The following is a 17086-nucleotide window of genomic DNA, read 5'->3' on the forward strand; positions in this document are numbered from 1 at the left end:
GCGTGTTCGGTAAGGGGTTCGGAAAGCCGCAGGGACGGCCGGATGCGTCCGAGGAAGGACGCGGGCAAACGGGGAGGGCCGCTAACGGCGGCTGCGGAACAGCTGGGGCAGCAGGCTGGCGAGGCGGGCGCGCTCGTCGCCCTGGGCATGGTGCAGCGCCTGCTGCGGACCGTGCAGGAACTTGGCGGTGAGGCCTTTCGACAGCGCCTCGAGCACGGCCTCGGGGTCGTCGCCGCGCGCCAGGAGCTTGCGGGCGCGTTCGAGTTCGGCCAGGCGCAGGGCCTCGCTCGACTCGTGCAGGTCGCGGATCACCGGCACCATGGCGCGGTCGCCGACCCAGTGCATGAAGGATTGCACGCGCGTCTCGATGATGGCTTCGGCCTGGGCCACGGCGGCCTGGCGGCTCTCGATGCCGGTCTGGACCACCTGGGCGAGGTCGTCCACGGTGTACAGGAAGACGTCGTCCATGCGCGCGACTTCGGGCTCGATATCGCGCGGCACGGCCAGGTCGGCCATGAACACCGGGCGGTGGCGGCGCGCCTTGATCGCGCGCTCGACCATGCCGAGCCCGATCAGCGGCAAGGTCGAGGCGGTGCACGAGATCACGATGTCGAAGTGCTGGAGGCGCTCGGGCAGGTCGGCCAGGCGGATCGCCTCGCCGTTGTAGCGGGTGGCCAGGGCCTGGCCGCGTTCCATCGTGCGGTTGGCGATGGTGACGGATTTCGGGTTCTGGGCCGCGAAGTGGGCCGCGCACAGTTCGATCATCTCGCCGGCGCCGATGAACAGCACGTGCTGGTCGGCGATGCGGTCGAAGATGCGCTGCGACAGGCGGACCGCGGCGGCGGCCATGGAGACGCTGTGGGCGCCGATTTCGGTGGTAGTGCGTACTTCCTTCGCGACCGCGAAGCTGCGCTGGAACAGCTGGTGCAGGTAGGTGCCCAGGCCGCCGGCTTCCTCGGCGGTGCGCACCGCGTCCTTCATCTGGCCGAGGATCTGCGGCTCGCCCAGCACCATCGAATCGAGCCCGGAGGCGACCCGGAAGGCGTGGCGCACCGCGCTGTCCTGCGGCAGCATATAGAGATGGGGGCGCAGCTCGGCGAAATTCAGGGCGTGGTAGTGGGCCAGGAACTGGGCCGAGGCGTCGAGCGGATTGGCGATGTCGCTGGCCGCATACATCTCGGTACGGTTGCAGGTCGACAGGATCGCAGCCTCATCGCCGCCCATCCCCTGGCGTGCGAACCAGCCGCGCGCCGCCTGCACCGCCTTGCCGAGCTGGTCAGGCGCGAGCGCCAGCTGCTCGCGCAGCGAGACCGGTGCGGTCGTGTGGTTCAGGCCAACGGCAAGCAGTTGCATGGTGGGACAGGGTCGACAGGGTTGCGCCCATTATACCCTTACGCGAGAAGGGTTTCAGCGGGCGGCCGGGGCCGGCCGCCCTGTTGGCACAATGTTATGCGCCCAGCTTTTCGAGGCGGTAGCCGTAGCTGTAGACCGGCACCAGGCGGAAGCCGTTTTCCGGACGCAGGCTGAGCTTGTTGCGCACGCGCGAGACATGGGTGTCCATGGTGCGCGAAGGCACGTCGGTGTCGCGTACCCAGACCGATTCGTGAATGTAGGCGCGCGACAGCGGGCGGCCGATGTTGCGGAAGAACAGCAGCGCCAGCGAGAATTCCTTCTGGGTCACGTCGATGATCGAACCATCCTTGAGCAAGCGCCCCGGGCGGGTTTCGAAGGTGAAGGGACCGAACTGCAGCTGCTCGGCGCTGTTCTGCGACGGGTAGGCGCGGCGCAGCAGGGCCGAGACGCGGGCCACCAGCTCGCCGCGGCGCAGCGGCTTGACCAGGTAGTCGTCCGCGCCCGCGGTGACGCCGGCGATGATGTCGTCTTCGGCATTGTTGCCGACCAGGAAGATGATCGGGGCATTCGCCGCCATCTTTTCCTTGGCACGGCGCAAGACTTCGGCGCCTTCCAGATCAGGGACGTTCCAGTCCATGACGAGCATGTCGGCATTTTCCTTACGCAATTGCGCGAGGCATTCCTTGGCGCTGTCGTACGGTTGGCAGCTGTGACCTGCGGCTGTCAGCACCTGGCAAATGAGTTCAGCCTGGCTGCGGTCTTGTTCAAGAACGGCGATCTTCATAGGACATCTACTGGTAAGGTTGCCCTTGTAGGAAGGCTCCTACAAAGTTAAACCGAATATAGCAGACTTTCACAAAATAGCGCTACAGCAAAATAACGAATTTGCGTTCCGGAAATTAGATCTGTTGTGTTAAGGAGAAACGCCAGAGGGCGTTACACTTGTCCTCACAAGCTAAACGGGAGGCGATATGTTGTTTCGACGCAAAAAAAAGGACGGTGTTCCAACCGAAGCGCCCCTCGTGCCGGTGAGCGGCGCCGAGATCGAGACCGTGCGCGAGCGCTGCCGCGAGATGGTGCGCAAGCGGGCCCTGGTGTCGGCCGGGGTGGCGGCGGTGCCGCTGCCGGGCGTGGACATCCTGTCCGACCTGACCACCTTCACGGTGCTGGTCGAGGAGGTCAACAAGGAGTTCGGCCTGAGCCAGCAGCAGATCGAGCGCTTGAATCCCCGCCTGCGGGTGCTGGCCTACCAGGCCGCGGCCTCGGTCGGCGGCATGCTGGTCGGGAAACTGGTGACCAAGGCCCTGGTGCTGCAGCTGTTCAAGCGCGCCGGGCTGAAGATCGCGGCCAAGACGGTGACCAAGGTGGTACCGATCGCAGGGCAGGTGGCCTCGGCGGCGATCGGCTTCGCGCTGTTCCGCAAGATGGGGAACCAGCACGTGGAGGCCTGCGCCAAGGTGGCGCGCGAGCTGCAGAAGGCGAAGGTGATCGATTCGGGGACGGCGCAGGTGCCGGTATAGCTAAACAAATGCCCGCATCAAGCGGGCATTTGTTTGTAAAAACACCAGGCAATCAGGCGTCGGGCAGCACCACGTTCACGTCGAGCACTTCCAGGTTGCCCTGGCGGTCGAGCGAGATCTTGATGTCGTCCGCGCTGACCTTGGTGTACTTCGAAATCACCTCGATCAGCTCGCGGTGCAGGGCCGGCAGGAAGTCCGGTCCGGCGCGGTTGGTGCGCTCGCGGGCGATGATGATCTGCAGGCGCTCCTTGGCAGCTGTCGCGCTCTTCTCTTTTTTCGGAAAGAGGAAATTGAGCAGTGGCATATCACTTGGCTCCAAAAATGCGCTGGAACAGGCCCGGCTTTTCGTAGTTGGTGAAACGCAGCGGACGGTCTTCGCCCAGGAAGCGGGCGATCACGTCCTCGTAGGCTTCGGCCACGTCGGTACCCTTGAAATGGATGGCCGGGTTGCCCTGGTTGGAGGCGTGCAGCACCGATTCCGATTCCGGGATGATGCCGATCAGCGGGATGCGCAGGATTTCCTGCACGTCCTGGTAGGACAGCATCTCGTCGGCTTCGACGCGCTTCGGCGAGTAGCGGGTGATCAAGAGGTGCTCCTTGACCGGCTCCGAACCGCTCTGGGCGCGGCGCGACTTGGCCTGGATGATGCCGAGGATGCGGTCCGAGTCGCGCACCGAGGACACTTCCGGGTTGGTGACGATGATCGCTTCGTCGGCGAAGGTCAGGGCCATCAGGGCGCCGTGCTCGATGCCGGCCGGCGAATCGCAGATGATGAATTCGAAGCCCATCTGCACCAGGTCGTTCAGCACGCGTTCCACGCCCTCTTCGCTCAGCGCATCCTTGTCGCGCGTCTGCGAGGCCGGCAGGATGAACAGGTTCTCGGTGTGCTTGTCCTTGATCAGCGCCTGGTTCAGGGTCGCCTCGCCATTGATCACGTTGATCAGGTCATAGACCACGCGGCGTTCGCAGCCCATGATCAGGTCGAGGTTGCGCAGGCCGACGTCGAAGTCGATGACCGCGGTCTTGTGGCCGCGCAGGGCCAGGCCGCTGGAAAAGCTTGCGCTCGAAGTGGTTTTGCCCACACCGCCCTTGCCGGACGTCACAACAATAATTCGTGCCACAAAAAGGTCCTTTACAGTTCTAGCAGTATCTGCGGGTCAAACGTTGACGGATCAGCGCGACGTGGCCGGCGCCAGCGACGAGATGGCAAGCCGGTCGCCGACCAGCTTGATCTGCGCGGGCTGGCGCGTCAGGTCGTTCGGGAAACCGTCGTCGAAGGTTCGGTACACGCCGGCGATCGATACCAGTTCCGGCTGCATCGACAGGGCGAAGATGCGCGCTTCCGGATTGCCGGACGCGCCCGCCAGTGCCCGGCCGTTCAGCGGGGCATACACGTGGATGCTGCCGTCGGCGATGATTTCGGCGCCATTGTTGACCACCGCGGTAATGATCAGGTCGGTGCCGCGTGCATAGACGCGCTGGCCGGCACGAACCGGGGTATCGATGATCATGGCCGCCACCGGCGCCGCCGGGGCAGGGGCCGGCGGCGCCGGGGCCGGCTCGGGAGCAGGCGCCGGTGCCGCGGCAGCCGGCACTTCCTTCAGTTCGGGCGCGCGCACGCCGCTCGAGCCGTCGTCCAGCGACAGGCCGTGGGCGCGGATCGCCTCTGCCATCTCCGGACCGGCGCCGCGCACGGCGACCGCGTTCAGGCGGTATTTCTTCAACAGCGCCACCAGGGCAGGCCAGTCGATGGCCGGGGCTTCGTGGGCGATGGCGGCGACGTCGATCACCGCGAATTCGTCCTCGAAGAAGTCCGAGACCCCACCGGTCATCTGGTTCAGCGCCGCATCGATCGTGGCCGGGTCGGCCGAATGCAGGATCGTCGAAATGGCGACGACCGTGGAGATCTTGATTTCGATGGGAAGCGAGGATGGGGTTCTGAGCATAAAACAGTCTGGTTGGCGTTGCGCTCGTGCATTCTACTGTGAAATTTGACCGAAAGGGCTTAACGTACGCATGATTCCTAGTAGAAATGAGTGTTGCAGCCACTGTTCAACACAGCTCAGCAAGCTGATCGCGCGCCTGTCATTCCGCGGTTGTAATTGGTGAATAAGCTGATAAGATTGATTTTGCTTAAACATCAGCACCGCACCCACCGTAACATGCATGGTTTCGCAACCAGCTGTCTCAACAATTCGCCGGCCACGCCGGAACTAGGGAGATCCAAATGGAAGACGTCGTCATCGTGGCCGCTGGCCGCACGCCGGTCGGCAAGTTCGGCGGCACACTGGCCAAGATCCCAGCCGCCGAGCTCGGCGCGCACGTGATCCGCCAACTGCTGGCCAAGACCGGCATCGATCCCGCCTCGGTCAGCGAGGTCATCATGGGACAAGTCCTCACCGCCGGCGTCGGCCAGAACCCGGCGCGCCAGGCCGTCATCAAGGGCGGACTGCCCGACATGGTGCCGGCGCAAACCATCAACATGGTCTGCGGCAGCGGCCTGAAGGCCACCCACCTGGCGGCCCAGGCGATCCGGTGCGGCGACGCCGACATCGTCATCGCCGGCGGCCAGGAAAACATGAGCGCCTCGCCGCACGTGCTGAACGGCTCGCGCGACGGCTTCCGCATGGGCGACGCCAAGCTGGTCGACACCATGATCGTCGACGGCCTGTGGGACGTCTACAACCAGTACCACATGGGCGTCACCGCCGAGAACGTCGCGCGCAAGTACGAAGTCTCGCGCGCCGAGCAGGACGAATTCGCGCTGCAGTCCCAGCTCAAGGCCGAGGCTGCACAAAAAGAAGGCAAGTTCAAGGACGAGATCATCCCGGTCGAGATTCCCTCCAAGAAGGGCCCGACCCTCTTCGACACCGACGAATACCCGAAGCACGGCTCGACCCTGGAGGCCCTGTCCGGCCTGCGTCCCGCCTTCAATAAAGAGGGCACCGTCACCGCCGGCAACGCGTCCGGCCTGAACGACGGCGCGGCGGCCGTCATCATGATGAGCGCCTCGAAGGCGAAAGAGCTGGGCCTGACCCCGCTGGCGCGCATCAAGGCCTACTCGTCGGCCGGCCTGGACCCGTCGATCATGGGCATGGGCCCGGTCTCGGCCACCCGCCTGTGCCTGCAGAAGGCCGGCTGGACCCACGCAGACGTCGACCTGATGGAAATCAACGAGGCCTTCGCGGCCCAGGCCATCGCGGTCAACAAGGAAATGGGCTGGGATACGTCGAAGATCAACGTGAACGGCGGCGCGATCGCGCTGGGCCACCCGATCGGCGCTTCCGGCTGCCGCGTGCTGGTCACCCTGCTCCACGAGATGGTGCGCCGCGACGCCAAGCGCGGACTGGCCAGCCTGTGCATCGGCGGCGGCATGGGCGTGGCGCTGGCGGTCGAACGCGACTGATTCGCTGGGTTTGTACGAAGTGACTGACAAATAAAACTGGAGAAGACAATGGCACGAGTAGCATTGGTGACTGGCGGCATGGGCGGTCTGGGCGAAGCGGTGTGCATCAAGCTGGCCGCTTTGGGTTATAAGGTCGTCACTACGTTTTCGCCGGGGAACAAGAAGGCGGATTCCTGGCTGAGCCAGATGAAAGAGCAGGGCTATGATTTCAAGGCCTATGCCTGCGACGTGTCGGACTACGACTCGGCCCAGGCCTGCGTGCGCCAGGTCGAACAGGAAGTCGGCCCGGTGGACGTGCTGGTGAACAACGCCGGCATCACGCGCGACATGACCTTCAAGAAGATGGACAAGCCGAACTGGGACGCGGTCATGAAGACCAACCTGGATTCCGTGTTCAACATGACCAAGCCGGTCTGCGACGGCATGGTCGAACGCGGCTGGGGCCGGATCATCAATATCTCGTCGGTCAACGGCCAGAAGGGCGCCTTCGGCCAGACCAACTATTCGGCGGCCAAGGCCGGCATGCACGGCTTCACCAAGGCCCTGGCCTACGAAGTGGCGCGCAAGGGCGTGACCGTCAACACCATCTCGCCGGGCTACATCGGCACCAAGATGGTGATGGACATTCCGAGCGAAGTCCTGGAAACCAAGATCATCCCGCAAATCCCGATGGGCCGCCTGGGCAAGCCGGAAGAAGTGGCTGGCCTGGTGGCTTACCTGTCGTCGGATGAGGCAGCGTTTGTGACCGGCGCCAACATCGCCATCAACGGCGGCCAGCACATGCAGTGATTGCCGCGCTCGCGCGCAAGGAAGAGCACCGCCGCGGCGGTGCTTTTTTTTTCGCGCTCTGCCACGCGCGGGCACGATTAAAATATTCGCATCTTCACCATTTACAAAGCGCTGCCATGCACACCTTGCCCCGCGACGGCCTTGCCCTGTCCTGCCTCGACGAACAGCTGCTCCCGCCCGGCACCAAGGGCCTGCCACTGACCGAAGCCCTGCGCCAGGGTGCGATCGGCGTGCAGGGCTGGAACGTGCTGCGCGGCGACACCTCCTTCCCGGTGGCGCTGCTGAAGGAATCGGCGCTGCTGCACAATCTCGCCTGGATGAAGGCCTTCTGCGAGCGCCACGGCGCCACGCTCGCCCCGCACGGCAAGACCACCATGAGTCCGCAGCTGTTCGCGGCCCAGCTGGCGAATGGCGCCTGGGGCATCACCTTGGCCAGCGCCACGCAGGTAGCCGTGGCGCACCGCTTCAACGTGCGCCGCGTGTTGCTGGCGAACCAGCTGGTGGGGCGCGCCGACATCGAGGCCGTGCTGGCGCTGCTGCATGAGGACCCGGATTTCGAATGCTTCGTCCTTGCCGATTCTGAGGAAGGGGTAAGGCGGCTGTCGCAGGCAGTGACGGCACGCAGCCTGGCTAGATCTCTGCCGGTGCTGGTCGAACTTGGCCTGGCCGGCAAGCGCGCCGGCTGCAGGACGGACGAAGAAGCATTGGCGGTGGCGCGCGCGATCGCCAATGCCCCCGGCCTGGTGCTGGCGGGCTTCGAAGGCTACGAAGGCCTGCTGGTGACCAAGGACCGCGAGGCCGACATCCGCGCCGTGAACGCCTTCCTGGCCCGGCTGGTCGCGCTGGTGAAGACGGCCGATCAGGAAAGCCTGTTCGGCAGCGGCGAGATCCTGCTGTCGGCCGGCGGCTCGTCCTATTTCGACCTGGTGGCGCGCGGCTTCCATGGCGTGGACGGCCTGTCGCGTCCCGTGCGCGCGGTGCTGCGCAGCGGCTGCTATCTCACCAGCGACCACGGTTCCTATCGACGCCTGCTGGCCCAGCTCGACGCGCGCGAAGCGCATGGCGAAGGCCTGCGTCCGGCCCTGGAAGTCTGGAGCATGGTGCAGTCGCGCCCCGAACCCGGCCTGGCGATCCTGACGATGGGCAAGCGCGACGCCTCCTACGACGAGGCCTTGCCGGTCCCGCTGTTCAGCCACCGTCCCGGCAGCGACACAGCGGCGCCGTCGACCCTGCCGCCCGGCTGCGAGATCGTCAAGATGAACGACCAGCACGCCTATCTGCGTCTGCCCGAAGGCGAGATCCGCGGCAGCCTGCAGGTGGGCGACCTGGTCGGCTGCGGCATCTCGCACCCTTGCACCACCTTCGACAAATGGCAGGTATTGCTGGCGGTGGACGACGCCTACAATGTGACGCAGGCACTGAATACCTTCTTCTGACCGGAAAGCCACACCCACACCGGCATTGCTTGTTTAATTCAATATTGACAAGTATGCTAGCGCGCAACAGTCTTTACTTTTACGCGCCCATGGACAATCAAGCTTCCCGGTTTCAACACTGGATCATCCTGCTCACGCTGGCGCTGCTGGTGGGTCTGCTGTACCTCGGCGCGCCATCGGGGAACACCTTCTCCTGGAGCGATGCGCCGCGTCATGCCCTGAACGGCGTCTTCATCAAGGACCTGTTCGCGGCCGCACCCTTCGGCGACCCGGCCGGCTATGCCTACGCCTATTACGCCAAGTACCCGGCCCTGACCATCCTGTTCTATCCGCCGCTGTTCTACGCCATCAGCGCGCCGTTCTACGCGCTGTTCGGCGTCTCCGAGAACACCGCGCTGCTGGTGATCGGCCTGCATTACATCGCCTTCGCCTGGGGCAGCTGGCGCCTGTTCCGCTTCTGGCTGGGACAGTGGCAGGCCCTGGCCGCCACGGTGATGCTGGTGGCGGCGCCCGAGATCGCTTTCTGGGGCCGCCAGGTCATGCTCGAGATCCCCAGCCTCGCCTTCTCGGTCTGGAGCGCCGTGCTGTTCACGCGCTACCGCCGCGAGTCGCGTTCCAGCCTGCTGTACTGGGCGCTGGTGCTGCTGGTGCTGGCCATGTATACCAAACTGACCGCCGGCTTCATGGCCCTGGTCTACGCCGCCACGCTGCTGGCCGAGCGCCGCGGCGCGCTGCTGCGCGACCGCCACGCATGGGGTGCCGCCATCCTGGCCCTGGTCGGCCTGGTGCCGCTGGTCGTCCTGACCCTGAAATTCGGACAGGCGAACGTCCAGTCGGCCACCGGCATCGCCGATTCGCTGGCCTCGCGTTCCTCGCTCGCCGGCTGGACCTGGTACCTGGAACGCCTGCCGGGACAGCTCGGCTGGCCGCTGGTCATCGCCGCCGCCGCCGGTGCCCTCGTCCTGCTCCAGCGCCGCCGGGTGGAGGGCTTCCTGCGCGGCGACCTGCTGTTCTGGACGCTCTGGTTCCTGTTCGGCTACCTGTTCTTCTCGGCCATCGACCTGAAAGAGGCGCGCCATTCGCTGTTCATCCTGCCGCCGGTGGTGCTGGCCGCGGTGTTGGCGCTGTCCACCCTGCTGCCGGCGCGCGCGGTGGTGCCTGCCAGCGTCGCGCTGGCGGCGCTGGTGCTCGGCCAGACCACCCTGATGCGGCCCGTGCATTACGTGGGCGGTTATGCCGAAGCGGCCGACTTTGTCGCGCAGAAGGCCGCGCGCGGCACGGCGGTGCTGTTCTCCGGCTACCGCGACGGCTCCTTCGTGTTCAACATGCGCGCCCGCGAAGACCGCCAGGACATGTCGGTGGTGCGTGCCGACAAGCTGCTGCTCAACGTGGCGGTGCGGCGCGAGCTGGGCGTCAAGGAAAAGGAGCTGGACGAAGCGGCGATCAGCGAGCGCATCGACAGCCTGGGCATCGAATACGTCGTGGTGCAGCCGGGCTTCTGGAACGACCTCGCGGTGATGCAGCGCTTCGAACGGGTCATCGCTTCGGAACAGTTCGAGGAGGTGGCACGGATCAAGACCCCGGCCAACTATCCGGCCCACGAGAAGGAACTGGTCATCTACCGTAACCGCCATCCGGTGAAGCCGTCCAATGGTAAACAAGAGATCGACCTGCCGATCATCGGGCGTACCATCCAGTCCGCACGCTAGGCCGCGCCTTCTGCTGTAGGCTACAATCGGGCCCTGACCTGCCGAGAGAGCCTCCATGCCCGCCACACCGCCGTCATTGTTCCCGCCGATCCAGCCCATCCGCCACGGCATGCTCGCCGTCGACGAGCTGCACACGATCTACTGGGAAGAAGTCGGCAACCCCAACGGCATTCCGGTGCTGTTCCTGCACGGCGGGCCGGGCGCCGGCCTGTCGCCGCAGCACCGCCGCTTCTTCGATCCGAACGCCTACCGCGTGATCCTGTTCGACCAGCGCGGCGCCGGCAAGTCGACCCCGCTGGGCGAATGGCGCAACAACACGACCCGGCTGCTGATCGACGACATCGAGCGCCTGCGCGCCATGTTCGGCATCCGCCAGTGGCTGGTGTTCGGCGGTTCCTGGGGCTCGACCCTGGCGCTGGCCTACGGCCAGGCCCACCCCGAGCGCTGCCTCGGCTTCGTGCTGCGTGGGATCTTCCTGTGCACGAAGGCCGAAGTCGACTGGTTCATCAACGGCGTCAAGTGGTTCTATCCCGAGCTGTACGAGGAATTCGTGGCCCCGATCCCGATGGCCGAGCGCGCTGACCTGCTCAAGGCTTATTGCGAACGCCTGCTGTGCGAGGACCCTGCCGTGTTCTGGCCGGCCGCGCGCGCCTGGAGCCGTTTCGAAGGCCGCCGCGTGTTCCTGCTGCCGCAGCCCGAGGAAGCCTCGTCGGACGCGCTCGACCTCGGCGTCGGCCGCCTGGAATCGCACTACATGCTGCACGGCGCCTTCCTGGAAGAAGACCAGCTGGTGCGCAACATCGGCCGCATCGCCCACCTGCCGGCCACCATCGTGCAGGGCCGCTACGACGTGATCTGCCCACCGCTGTCGGCCTGGCGCCTGCACCAGGCCTGGCCCGGCGCGAAGCTGCACATGATTCCCGACGGCGGCCACGGCGCCCTCGAGACCGGCATCGCGCGCGCGCTGGTGAGCGCGACCGAGCAGTTCAAGCGCCACGGGCGCTTCGACTGACGCCGCGGCCGCTCCGCGGCTGCTACACTACGAACAAGACCTACAACAACGCACCTTTTCATGAATATCCAGATCAGCGACATCGGCCATGTGATCCAGCTGGCGATCGCGCCGGTCTTCCTGCTGACCGGCGTGGCGACCAAGCTCACCGTGCTGACCAACCGGCTGGCGCGCATCATCGACCGCACCCGCGTGCTCGAAGACCGCCTCAAGGAGCGGCCGAGTACCGAGGACTCGTCCGAACTCGAGACCCTCTACGTCCGCTCGCACCTGATCAACACGGCGATCACCTCCAGCACCGGCTGCGGCCTGATGGTCTGCCTGGTGATTGCGATGCTGTTCCTGGGCGACACCACCAACCTGCCGCTGGACCAGTACATCGCCGGACTGTTCGTGTTCGCGATGCTGGGCCTGATCAGCAGCTTCGTCTACTTCCTGCGCGAGATCCTCATCGCCTCGCGCTTCATGCGCATGCAGGCCATGCTGTCGCTCCAGCATCCCCGCCAGCAGGCGCCTACCAAATAATCGAGTAAAGCATGCACGACTACCAACGCCCCCCGACCCTGTACCGCTATGCGCCGCAAGACGAGCTCGAAGCCGCGCTGCGCGGCCAGTTCCGCCTCCTGCCCGACGGCGGCTTCCTGGCCCTGTCGTTTTCGACAGCCTGGGACAAGCAGCTGTTCGACGTGTTCAGCCCCGCCGACCGCTGCCTGGTGATCCACAACACCGAAGAATTCGGCGAACGCCTGCACCGTGCGGTGCAGCGCACCCTGCCCAACTGGGCCGGCATCGACGGCCAGGTCGAATACGGCGTGCGCTCGCCGCTGGGCGCCGCGTTTTCGAAGAGCCTGGGACTGTCCCGGGAAAAGGAATGGCAGTTCGCCTGGCGCTCGATGTCGCCGAACGCGAGCCTGAATCCGGTCGTCATCAATATCGGCAGTATCGAAAGTTTCGCCGAGCTGCGCGATCGCGAAAGCCACCTGGCCTAGCATGTTTAGAAACACGCCTCCACGAAATCACGGTGTAATGCCGTGCTTATGTACTCCACCTTGCATCCACTTTATCCAAACCTCCTCGCGCCGCTCGACCTCGGTTTCACGACCCTGAAGAACCGCGTGATCATGGGCTCGATGCACACCGGGCTCGAAGACCGTTTCTACAACTACGGCAAGCTGGCCGCGTTCTACCGCGAACGCGCGCGCGGCGGCGCCGGCCTGATCGTCACCGGCGGCATCTCGCCGAACCGCCAGGGTTGGCTGCTGCCGTTTGGCGGCACCCTGAACTTCCTCGGCGACGTGCCCAACCACCGGCGCGTCACGCGCGCCGTGCACGATGAGGGCGGCAAGATCGTGCTGCAGATCCTGCACGCCGGCCGCTACGGCTACCAGCCCTTCGTGGTCTCCGCCTCCAGCGTGAAGTCGCCGATCTCGAAATTCAAGCCGAAAGCGCTCGACGCCGCCGGCATCGAGTCCACCATCGCGGCCTACGCGCGCTGCGCCAGGCTGGCGAAGATGGCCGGCTACGACGGCGTCGAGGTGATGGGCAGCGAAGGCTATTTGCTGAACCAGTTCCTGTGCGCGCGCACCAACAAGCGCACCGACGAATGGGGCGGCAGCATCGAGAACCGCATGCGCCTGGCCGTCGAGGTGGTGCGCCGCATCCGCGCCGCGGTCGGCCCCGACTTCATCCTGATGTACCGCCACTCGGTGCTCGACCTGGTCGAAGGCGGCAATACCTGGGACGAGGTGGTGGCGGTGGCCAGGGCCCTGGAGGCGGCCGGCGTGACGATCCTGAATACCGGCTACGGCTGGCACGAGGCGCGCGTGCCGACCATCGTCACCTCGGTGCCGCGCGCGGCCTTCGCCCAGATCGCCGGGCGCCTGCGCGGCGAGGTGAAGATTCCCGTGGTGGCCTCGAACCGCATCAACATGCCGGATGACGCCGAGGCGCTGCTGGCGCAGGGCAGCGCCGACATGGTGTCGATGGCGCGGCCCTTCCTGGCCGATCCGGACTGGGTCGCCAAGGCGGCCGCTGGGCGCAAGGACGAGATCAACACCTGCATCGCCTGCAACCAGGCCTGCCTCGACCACACTTTCTCGAACAAGCGCGCCAGCTGCCTGGTGAATCCGCGCGCCTGCCACGAGACCGAGCTGGTGTTCCGCAAGACCGCGCAGGCGCGCCGCGTCGCCGTGGTCGGCGCCGGTCCGGCCGGCCTGTCCGCGGCCACGGTGGCGGCCGAGCGCGGGCACCGGGTGACGCTGTTCGACGCGCTGGACCGCATCGGCGGCCAGTTCAACGTCGCCATGCGCGTGCCGGGCAAGGAGGAATTCGCCGAGACCATCCGCTACTTCGGACGCAAGATCGAACTGACCGGCGTCGAGCTGCGCCTGGGCCGGCGCGTCAGCCGCGAAGAGCTGCTGGCCGAAGGCTACGACGACGTCATCGTCGCCACCGGCATCACCACGCGCAAGCCGAAGATCGCGGGCATCGACCACCCGAAGGTGCTGAGCTACCTCGACGTGCTGCGCGAAGGGAAGCCGGTGGGGCGGCGGGTGGCCGTCATCGGTGCCGGCGGCATCGGTTTCGACATGGGGGAATTCCTGGTGCACGATCCCGACGTGCCGCTGCCTGTGCCGACCGCGCACTGGATGGGCGAGTGGGGCGTCGATCCGTCATTGGGCACGCCGGGCGGACTTGCGCCGCCCGCCAAGCCGCATCCGCCGCGCCAGGTCTGGCTCCTGCAGCGCAAGACCACCCGTCCCGGCGCGGGGCTGGGCAAGACCTCGGGCTGGGTGCACCGCGCAACCCTGATGCGCAATGGCGTGCAGATGCTGGCGGGGGTGCAGTACGAGCGCATCGACGATGCGGGCCTGCACATCACGGTCGGCGGCGAAGCGCGCCTGCTGGAAGTGGACAACGTGGTGATCTGCGCGGGGCAGGAGAGCCTGGCGGAGCTGATGCCGGCGGAAGGGACGCCGGGCGGGCCGCGCTTCCACAAGATCGGCGGCGCGGCGCTGGCGGCGGAGCTGGATGCCAAACGCGCCATCCGCGAAGGCGCCGAGCTGGCTGCGAAACTGTAGGGTGGAAGGCTTCGCCGTCCACCCTATGAACGACGATTATTTTTTGCGAACGACCACGCAGCCGATCGAATACCCGGCGCCGAACGAGCAAATCACGCCATTCGCTCCGCTCGGCAGATCATCCTGGTACTTGTGGAACGCAATGATCGACCCGGCCGACGAGGTGTTGGCGTAGGTGTCGAGGATCACCGGCGCCTCGTTCGGCTCGGCGTCGCGGCCCAGCAGGGTGCGGGTGATCAGCAAATTCATGTTCAGGTTGGCCTGGTGCAGCCAGTAGCGCGACACGTCCTTGATCTCGAGGCCGGCGTTCTTGACGGTGTCGGCGATCGTCTCGGCCGCCATCGGGCACACTTCCTTGAACACCTTGCGGCCTTGCTGGCGGAACAGCTTGTCCGGCGCGCCGATGCCGGCTTCGTCGAAGCGGTTCATGAAGCCGAAGTTGTTGCGGATGTTGTTCGAGAACTTGGTCTTCAGCTTGCTGTCCAGGATTTCCCACTGGTGGCGGCTGGTCGCGGTATCGGCCGCTTCGACGATCACCGCGGTGCAGGCGTCGCCGAAGATGAAGTGGCTGTCGCGGTCGCGGAAGTTCAGGTGGCCGCTGGTGATTTCCGGGTTCAGCATCAGGACGGCGCGCGCACGCCCGCTGCGTACCGCGTCGACGGCGGTCTGGATGCCGAAGGTCGCCGAGGAGCAGGCCACGTTCATGTCGAAGCCGAAGCCCTCGATGCCGAGCGCGTCCTGCACCTCGACCGCCATGGCCGGGTAGGGGCGCTGCATGTTCGAGCAGGCCACCAGCACCATGTCGATGTCGGCGGGCTGCTTGCCGGCCCGGTCCAGCGCTTCGCGCGCCGCGGCCACGCACATCTCGGCCTGCAGCGACACTTGTTCGTCGGCGCGCTCGGGGATGCGGGCGGTCATGTGGGCCGGGTCGAGGATGCCTTCCTTCTCCATCACGTAGCGCGACTTGATGCCGGAGGCTTTTTCGATGAAGGCGCTGCTCGAGGCTTCCAGCGCAATGGTCTCGCCGGCGGCGATGGCGGCGGCGTGTTCCTGGTTATACAGCTCGACGTAGGCGTTGTAGGCCGTCACCAGCTCATCGTTGGAGATGGAATAGGGCGGCGTAAACAGGCCGGTGCCGCTGATCACGACAGGTTTCATATAGCGACTTTCAAAGAAAATAACGGGAGTTGCCCCCAAGATGCGCCGATTCTACACCCTCGGCCCTGACCTGGGAATTGTCGAAACCGGCAGTTTAGAGGGGAAAGCCTAAGCCTCAGCGGGCGTGCTGCGCAAGGGTGGCGCCCCCCGCGCGCCGCGACAGCTGCACCTTTTCGCCCTTGAGGTGGCGCAGGGCCTGGGCCAGCTGGAAGTCGTCGGCGCTGCCGTAGTCGACCGGCTTGCGCTCGCGCGCCTCGGCCAGCAGGCGCATCTGCTCTTCGATGTCATCCGCGCGCGTGGCTTCTTCCTTGTCGCGGTCGTTCGACAGGTGGCGCTCGAGGTCGGCCTCGCGCATGCGCAGCGCATTCAGGCCGTCGCCATCAAGGGTTTCGTCGACCGGTACGTCGGGCACGATGCCGCGCGCCTGGATCGAGCGCCCGGCCGGGGTGTAGTAGCGCGCGGTGGTCAGCTTGACGGCGGCGTCGCGCCCGATCGGGCGGATGGTCTGCACCGAACCCTTGCCGAAGGTCTGGCTGCCCAGGATGGTGGCGCGCTTGTAGTCCTGCAGTGCGCCGGCCACGATCTCGGAGGCCGAGGCCGAGCCGGTATTCACCAGCACCACCATCGGCAGCTTCTTGAAAGCCTGGGGCAGGGTCGACAAGGGGTCGGCGCCGCTGCGCAGCATGTAGAACTCGGGGCGGCCGTAGAAGCGCTGGCGCTGTTCAAGCAGCTGGCCGTGCGTCGAGACGATCTCGGCATCCTTGGGCAGGAAGGCGGCGGCGACGCCGATCGCGCCCTGCAGCAGGCCGCCCGGGTCGTTGCGCAGGTCGAGCACCAGGCCCTTCATGTCGGGATTCGCGCGGTACAGCGCCTGCAGCTTGGCCGCCATGTCGTCCACGGTCGGTTCCTGGAACTGCGAGATGCGCAGCCATGCGTAGCCCGGCTCCACCATCTTCGCCTTGACGCTCTTCTGGATGATTTCGCTGCGCGCGATGGTGAAGCGCAGCGGGGCGGGGCTGTCCTTGCGCGCGATGGTCAGGGTGACCCTGGTGCCCGGCTCGCCGCGCATGCGCTTGATCGCCTCGTCGATCGGCAGGCCCTGCACCGGATGGCCGTCGATCTGGGTGATCAGGTCGCCTTCCTTGATGCCGGCATGCCAGGCCGGCGAATCCTCGATCGGCGCAACGATTTCCACGTAGCCGTCCTCGCTCTCGGAAATCTCGATGCCCAGGCCGACGAAGCGGCCTTCGGTGCCTTCGCGCAGCTCGCGGTAGGCACGCGGGTCGAGGTAGGCCGAGTGCGGGTCGAGCGAGGCCACCATGCCGGAAATCGCTTCCGACAGCAGCGCCTTGTCCTCGACCGGCTCGACGTAGGTGGACTTGATGACGCCGTAGACGTCGGCCAGCTGGCGCAGCTCGGCCAGGGGCATGCCCGCCTCGACCGGCTTGTAGGCCAGGGCGGAAAACTGCATGGTGACCGCGACCCCGGCGATGGCGCCCAGGCCGAGGAGACAGGAATTCTTGAATGTGGAGCCCATGGTTTACCCGGTATGAGCGCTGCTGGCTGCGATGGCGCCGCGGTGCCTGCGGCTGATCTTACACCTGTATTGGCACATGAGTTAGC

At 65.9% G+C, this 17086-nt stretch carries 16 protein-coding genes; 9 read left to right on the top strand and 7 right to left on the bottom strand.

Annotation, left to right across the window (positions count from 1 at the left end):
* Positions 1-81: 81 nt before the first annotated feature.
* Positions 82-1353, bottom strand: a complete 1272-nt coding sequence (hemA, locus tag AC56LK_RS13690) for a glutamyl-tRNA reductase (protein WP_497185047.1) — start codon at positions 1351-1353, stop codon at positions 82-84.
* 94 nt (positions 1354-1447) lie between these two features.
* On the bottom strand, positions 1448-2137 hold the full coding sequence (locus AC56LK_RS13695) for a response regulator transcription factor (protein ID WP_436108141.1): 690 nt from the start codon (positions 2135-2137) through the stop codon (positions 1448-1450).
* Positions 2138-2324: 187 nt separating this feature from the next.
* On the opposite strand from AC56LK_RS13695, the gene AC56LK_RS13700 reads away from it, so the two are divergent.
* A complete protein-coding gene (locus AC56LK_RS13700) occupies positions 2325-2873 on the top strand; it encodes a hypothetical protein (RefSeq protein ID WP_497185048.1) in 549 nt (182 codons plus the stop codon).
* A 52-nt stretch (positions 2874-2925) separates the two neighbouring features.
* Here the strand turns inward: AC56LK_RS13700 and minE are convergent, their stop codons facing one another.
* The 3 genes from minE to minC are packed head-to-tail and all read right to left on the bottom strand — an operon-like array spanning position 2926 to position 4819.
* Entirely contained in the window at positions 2926-3177 is a 252-nt protein-coding gene (gene minE, locus AC56LK_RS13705; protein WP_231059021.1) for a cell division topological specificity factor MinE, read from the bottom strand.
* A gap of 1 nt (position 3178) precedes the next feature.
* The gene (gene minD, locus AC56LK_RS13710; protein WP_436108143.1) at positions 3179-3994 is read right to left on the bottom strand and encodes a septum site-determining protein MinD; all 816 of its coding nucleotides are present in this window, start codon (positions 3992-3994) and stop codon (positions 3179-3181) included.
* A 51-nt stretch (positions 3995-4045) separates the two neighbouring features.
* The gene (minC, locus tag AC56LK_RS13715; protein ID WP_497185049.1) at positions 4046-4819 is read right to left on the bottom strand and encodes a septum site-determining protein MinC; all 774 of its coding nucleotides are present in this window, start codon (positions 4817-4819) and stop codon (positions 4046-4048) included.
* Between the two features lie 281 nt (positions 4820-5100).
* Here minC and AC56LK_RS13720 point away from each other — a divergent pair, with 281 nt between their 5' ends.
* From AC56LK_RS13720 to AC56LK_RS13755, 8 genes are all read left to right on the top strand, one after another.
* Positions 5101-6279, top strand: coding sequence for an acetyl-CoA C-acetyltransferase (locus tag AC56LK_RS13720; RefSeq protein WP_497185050.1), 1179 nt, complete (start codon positions 5101-5103; stop codon positions 6277-6279).
* Between the two features lie 48 nt (positions 6280-6327).
* Positions 6328-7068 (top strand): beta-ketoacyl-ACP reductase, encoded by a 741-nt coding sequence (locus AC56LK_RS13725; RefSeq protein WP_436108146.1) that lies wholly within the window; start codon positions 6328-6330, stop codon positions 7066-7068.
* Positions 7069-7184: 116 nt separating this feature from the next.
* Entirely contained in the window at positions 7185-8504 is a 1320-nt protein-coding gene (locus tag AC56LK_RS13730) for an amino acid deaminase (RefSeq protein WP_497185051.1), read from the top strand.
* 89 nt (positions 8505-8593) lie between these two features.
* Positions 8594-10213: an ArnT family glycosyltransferase gene (locus AC56LK_RS13735; RefSeq protein WP_497185052.1), complete on the top strand. Its 1620-nt coding sequence runs from the start codon at positions 8594-8596 to the stop codon at positions 10211-10213.
* A 55-nt stretch (positions 10214-10268) separates the two neighbouring features.
* Positions 10269-11225 (top strand): prolyl aminopeptidase, encoded by a 957-nt coding sequence (pip, locus tag AC56LK_RS13740; protein WP_497185053.1) that lies wholly within the window; start codon positions 10269-10271, stop codon positions 11223-11225.
* Between the two features lie 60 nt (positions 11226-11285).
* Positions 11286-11750 (top strand): DUF2721 domain-containing protein, encoded by a 465-nt coding sequence (locus tag AC56LK_RS13745; protein ID WP_436108149.1) that lies wholly within the window; start codon positions 11286-11288, stop codon positions 11748-11750.
* 11 nt (positions 11751-11761) lie between these two features.
* Positions 11762-12214 (top strand): hypothetical protein, encoded by a 453-nt coding sequence (locus AC56LK_RS13750; RefSeq protein ID WP_436108150.1) that lies wholly within the window; start codon positions 11762-11764, stop codon positions 12212-12214.
* 48 nt (positions 12215-12262) lie between these two features.
* Positions 12263-14305 (top strand): 2,4-dienoyl-CoA reductase FMN-binding domain-containing protein, encoded by a 2043-nt coding sequence (locus AC56LK_RS13755; RefSeq protein WP_497185054.1) that lies wholly within the window; start codon positions 12263-12265, stop codon positions 14303-14305.
* A 36-nt stretch (positions 14306-14341) separates the two neighbouring features.
* Here the strand turns inward: AC56LK_RS13755 and AC56LK_RS13760 are convergent, their stop codons facing one another.
* Together AC56LK_RS13760 and AC56LK_RS13765 are read right to left on the bottom strand one after the other, a co-directional pair.
* Positions 14342-15463, bottom strand: a complete 1122-nt coding sequence (locus tag AC56LK_RS13760) for a beta-ketoacyl-ACP synthase III (protein WP_497185055.1) — start codon at positions 15461-15463, stop codon at positions 14342-14344.
* Positions 15464-15578: 115 nt separating this feature from the next.
* Positions 15579-17000, bottom strand: coding sequence for a S41 family peptidase (locus AC56LK_RS13765; RefSeq protein WP_497185056.1), 1422 nt, complete (start codon positions 16998-17000; stop codon positions 15579-15581).
* Positions 17001-17086: the final 86 nt, after the last annotated feature.

This window comes from Telluria sp. ZB4P36 (assembly GCF_059685865.1).

What these genes read in the sequence shown, in the direction of transcription:
- hemA (WP_497185047.1), bottom strand. Translation starts at nt 1,353, where the DNA reads ATGCAACTGCTTGCCGTTGGCCTGAACCACACGACCGCACCGGTCTCG.
- AC56LK_RS13695 (WP_436108141.1), bottom strand. Translation starts at nt 2,137, where the DNA reads ATGAAGATCGCCGTTCTTGAACAAGACCGCAGCCAGGCTGAACTCATT.
- AC56LK_RS13700 (WP_497185048.1), top strand. Translation starts at nt 2,325, where the DNA reads ATGTTGTTTCGACGCAAAAAAAAGGACGGTGTTCCAACCGAAGCGCCC.
- minE (WP_231059021.1), bottom strand. Translation starts at nt 3,177, where the DNA reads ATGCCACTGCTCAATTTCCTCTTTCCGAAAAAAGAGAAGAGCGCGACA.
- minC (WP_497185049.1), bottom strand. Translation starts at nt 4,819, where the DNA reads ATGCTCAGAACCCCATCCTCGCTTCCCATCGAAATCAAGATCTCCACG.
- AC56LK_RS13720 (WP_497185050.1), top strand. Translation starts at nt 5,101, where the DNA reads ATGGAAGACGTCGTCATCGTGGCCGCTGGCCGCACGCCGGTCGGCAAG.
- AC56LK_RS13725 (WP_436108146.1), top strand. Translation starts at nt 6,328, where the DNA reads ATGGCACGAGTAGCATTGGTGACTGGCGGCATGGGCGGTCTGGGCGAA.
- AC56LK_RS13730 (WP_497185051.1), top strand. Translation starts at nt 7,185, where the DNA reads ATGCACACCTTGCCCCGCGACGGCCTTGCCCTGTCCTGCCTCGACGAA.
- AC56LK_RS13735 (WP_497185052.1), top strand. Translation starts at nt 8,594, where the DNA reads ATGGACAATCAAGCTTCCCGGTTTCAACACTGGATCATCCTGCTCACG.
- pip (WP_497185053.1), top strand. Translation starts at nt 10,269, where the DNA reads ATGCCCGCCACACCGCCGTCATTGTTCCCGCCGATCCAGCCCATCCGC.
- AC56LK_RS13745 (WP_436108149.1), top strand. Translation starts at nt 11,286, where the DNA reads ATGAATATCCAGATCAGCGACATCGGCCATGTGATCCAGCTGGCGATC.
- AC56LK_RS13750 (WP_436108150.1), top strand. Translation starts at nt 11,762, where the DNA reads ATGCACGACTACCAACGCCCCCCGACCCTGTACCGCTATGCGCCGCAA.
- AC56LK_RS13755 (WP_497185054.1), top strand. Translation starts at nt 12,263, where the DNA reads ATGTACTCCACCTTGCATCCACTTTATCCAAACCTCCTCGCGCCGCTC.
- AC56LK_RS13760 (WP_497185055.1), bottom strand. Translation starts at nt 15,463, where the DNA reads ATGAAACCTGTCGTGATCAGCGGCACCGGCCTGTTTACGCCGCCCTAT.
- AC56LK_RS13765 (WP_497185056.1), bottom strand. Translation starts at nt 17,000, where the DNA reads ATGGGCTCCACATTCAAGAATTCCTGTCTCCTCGGCCTGGGCGCCATC.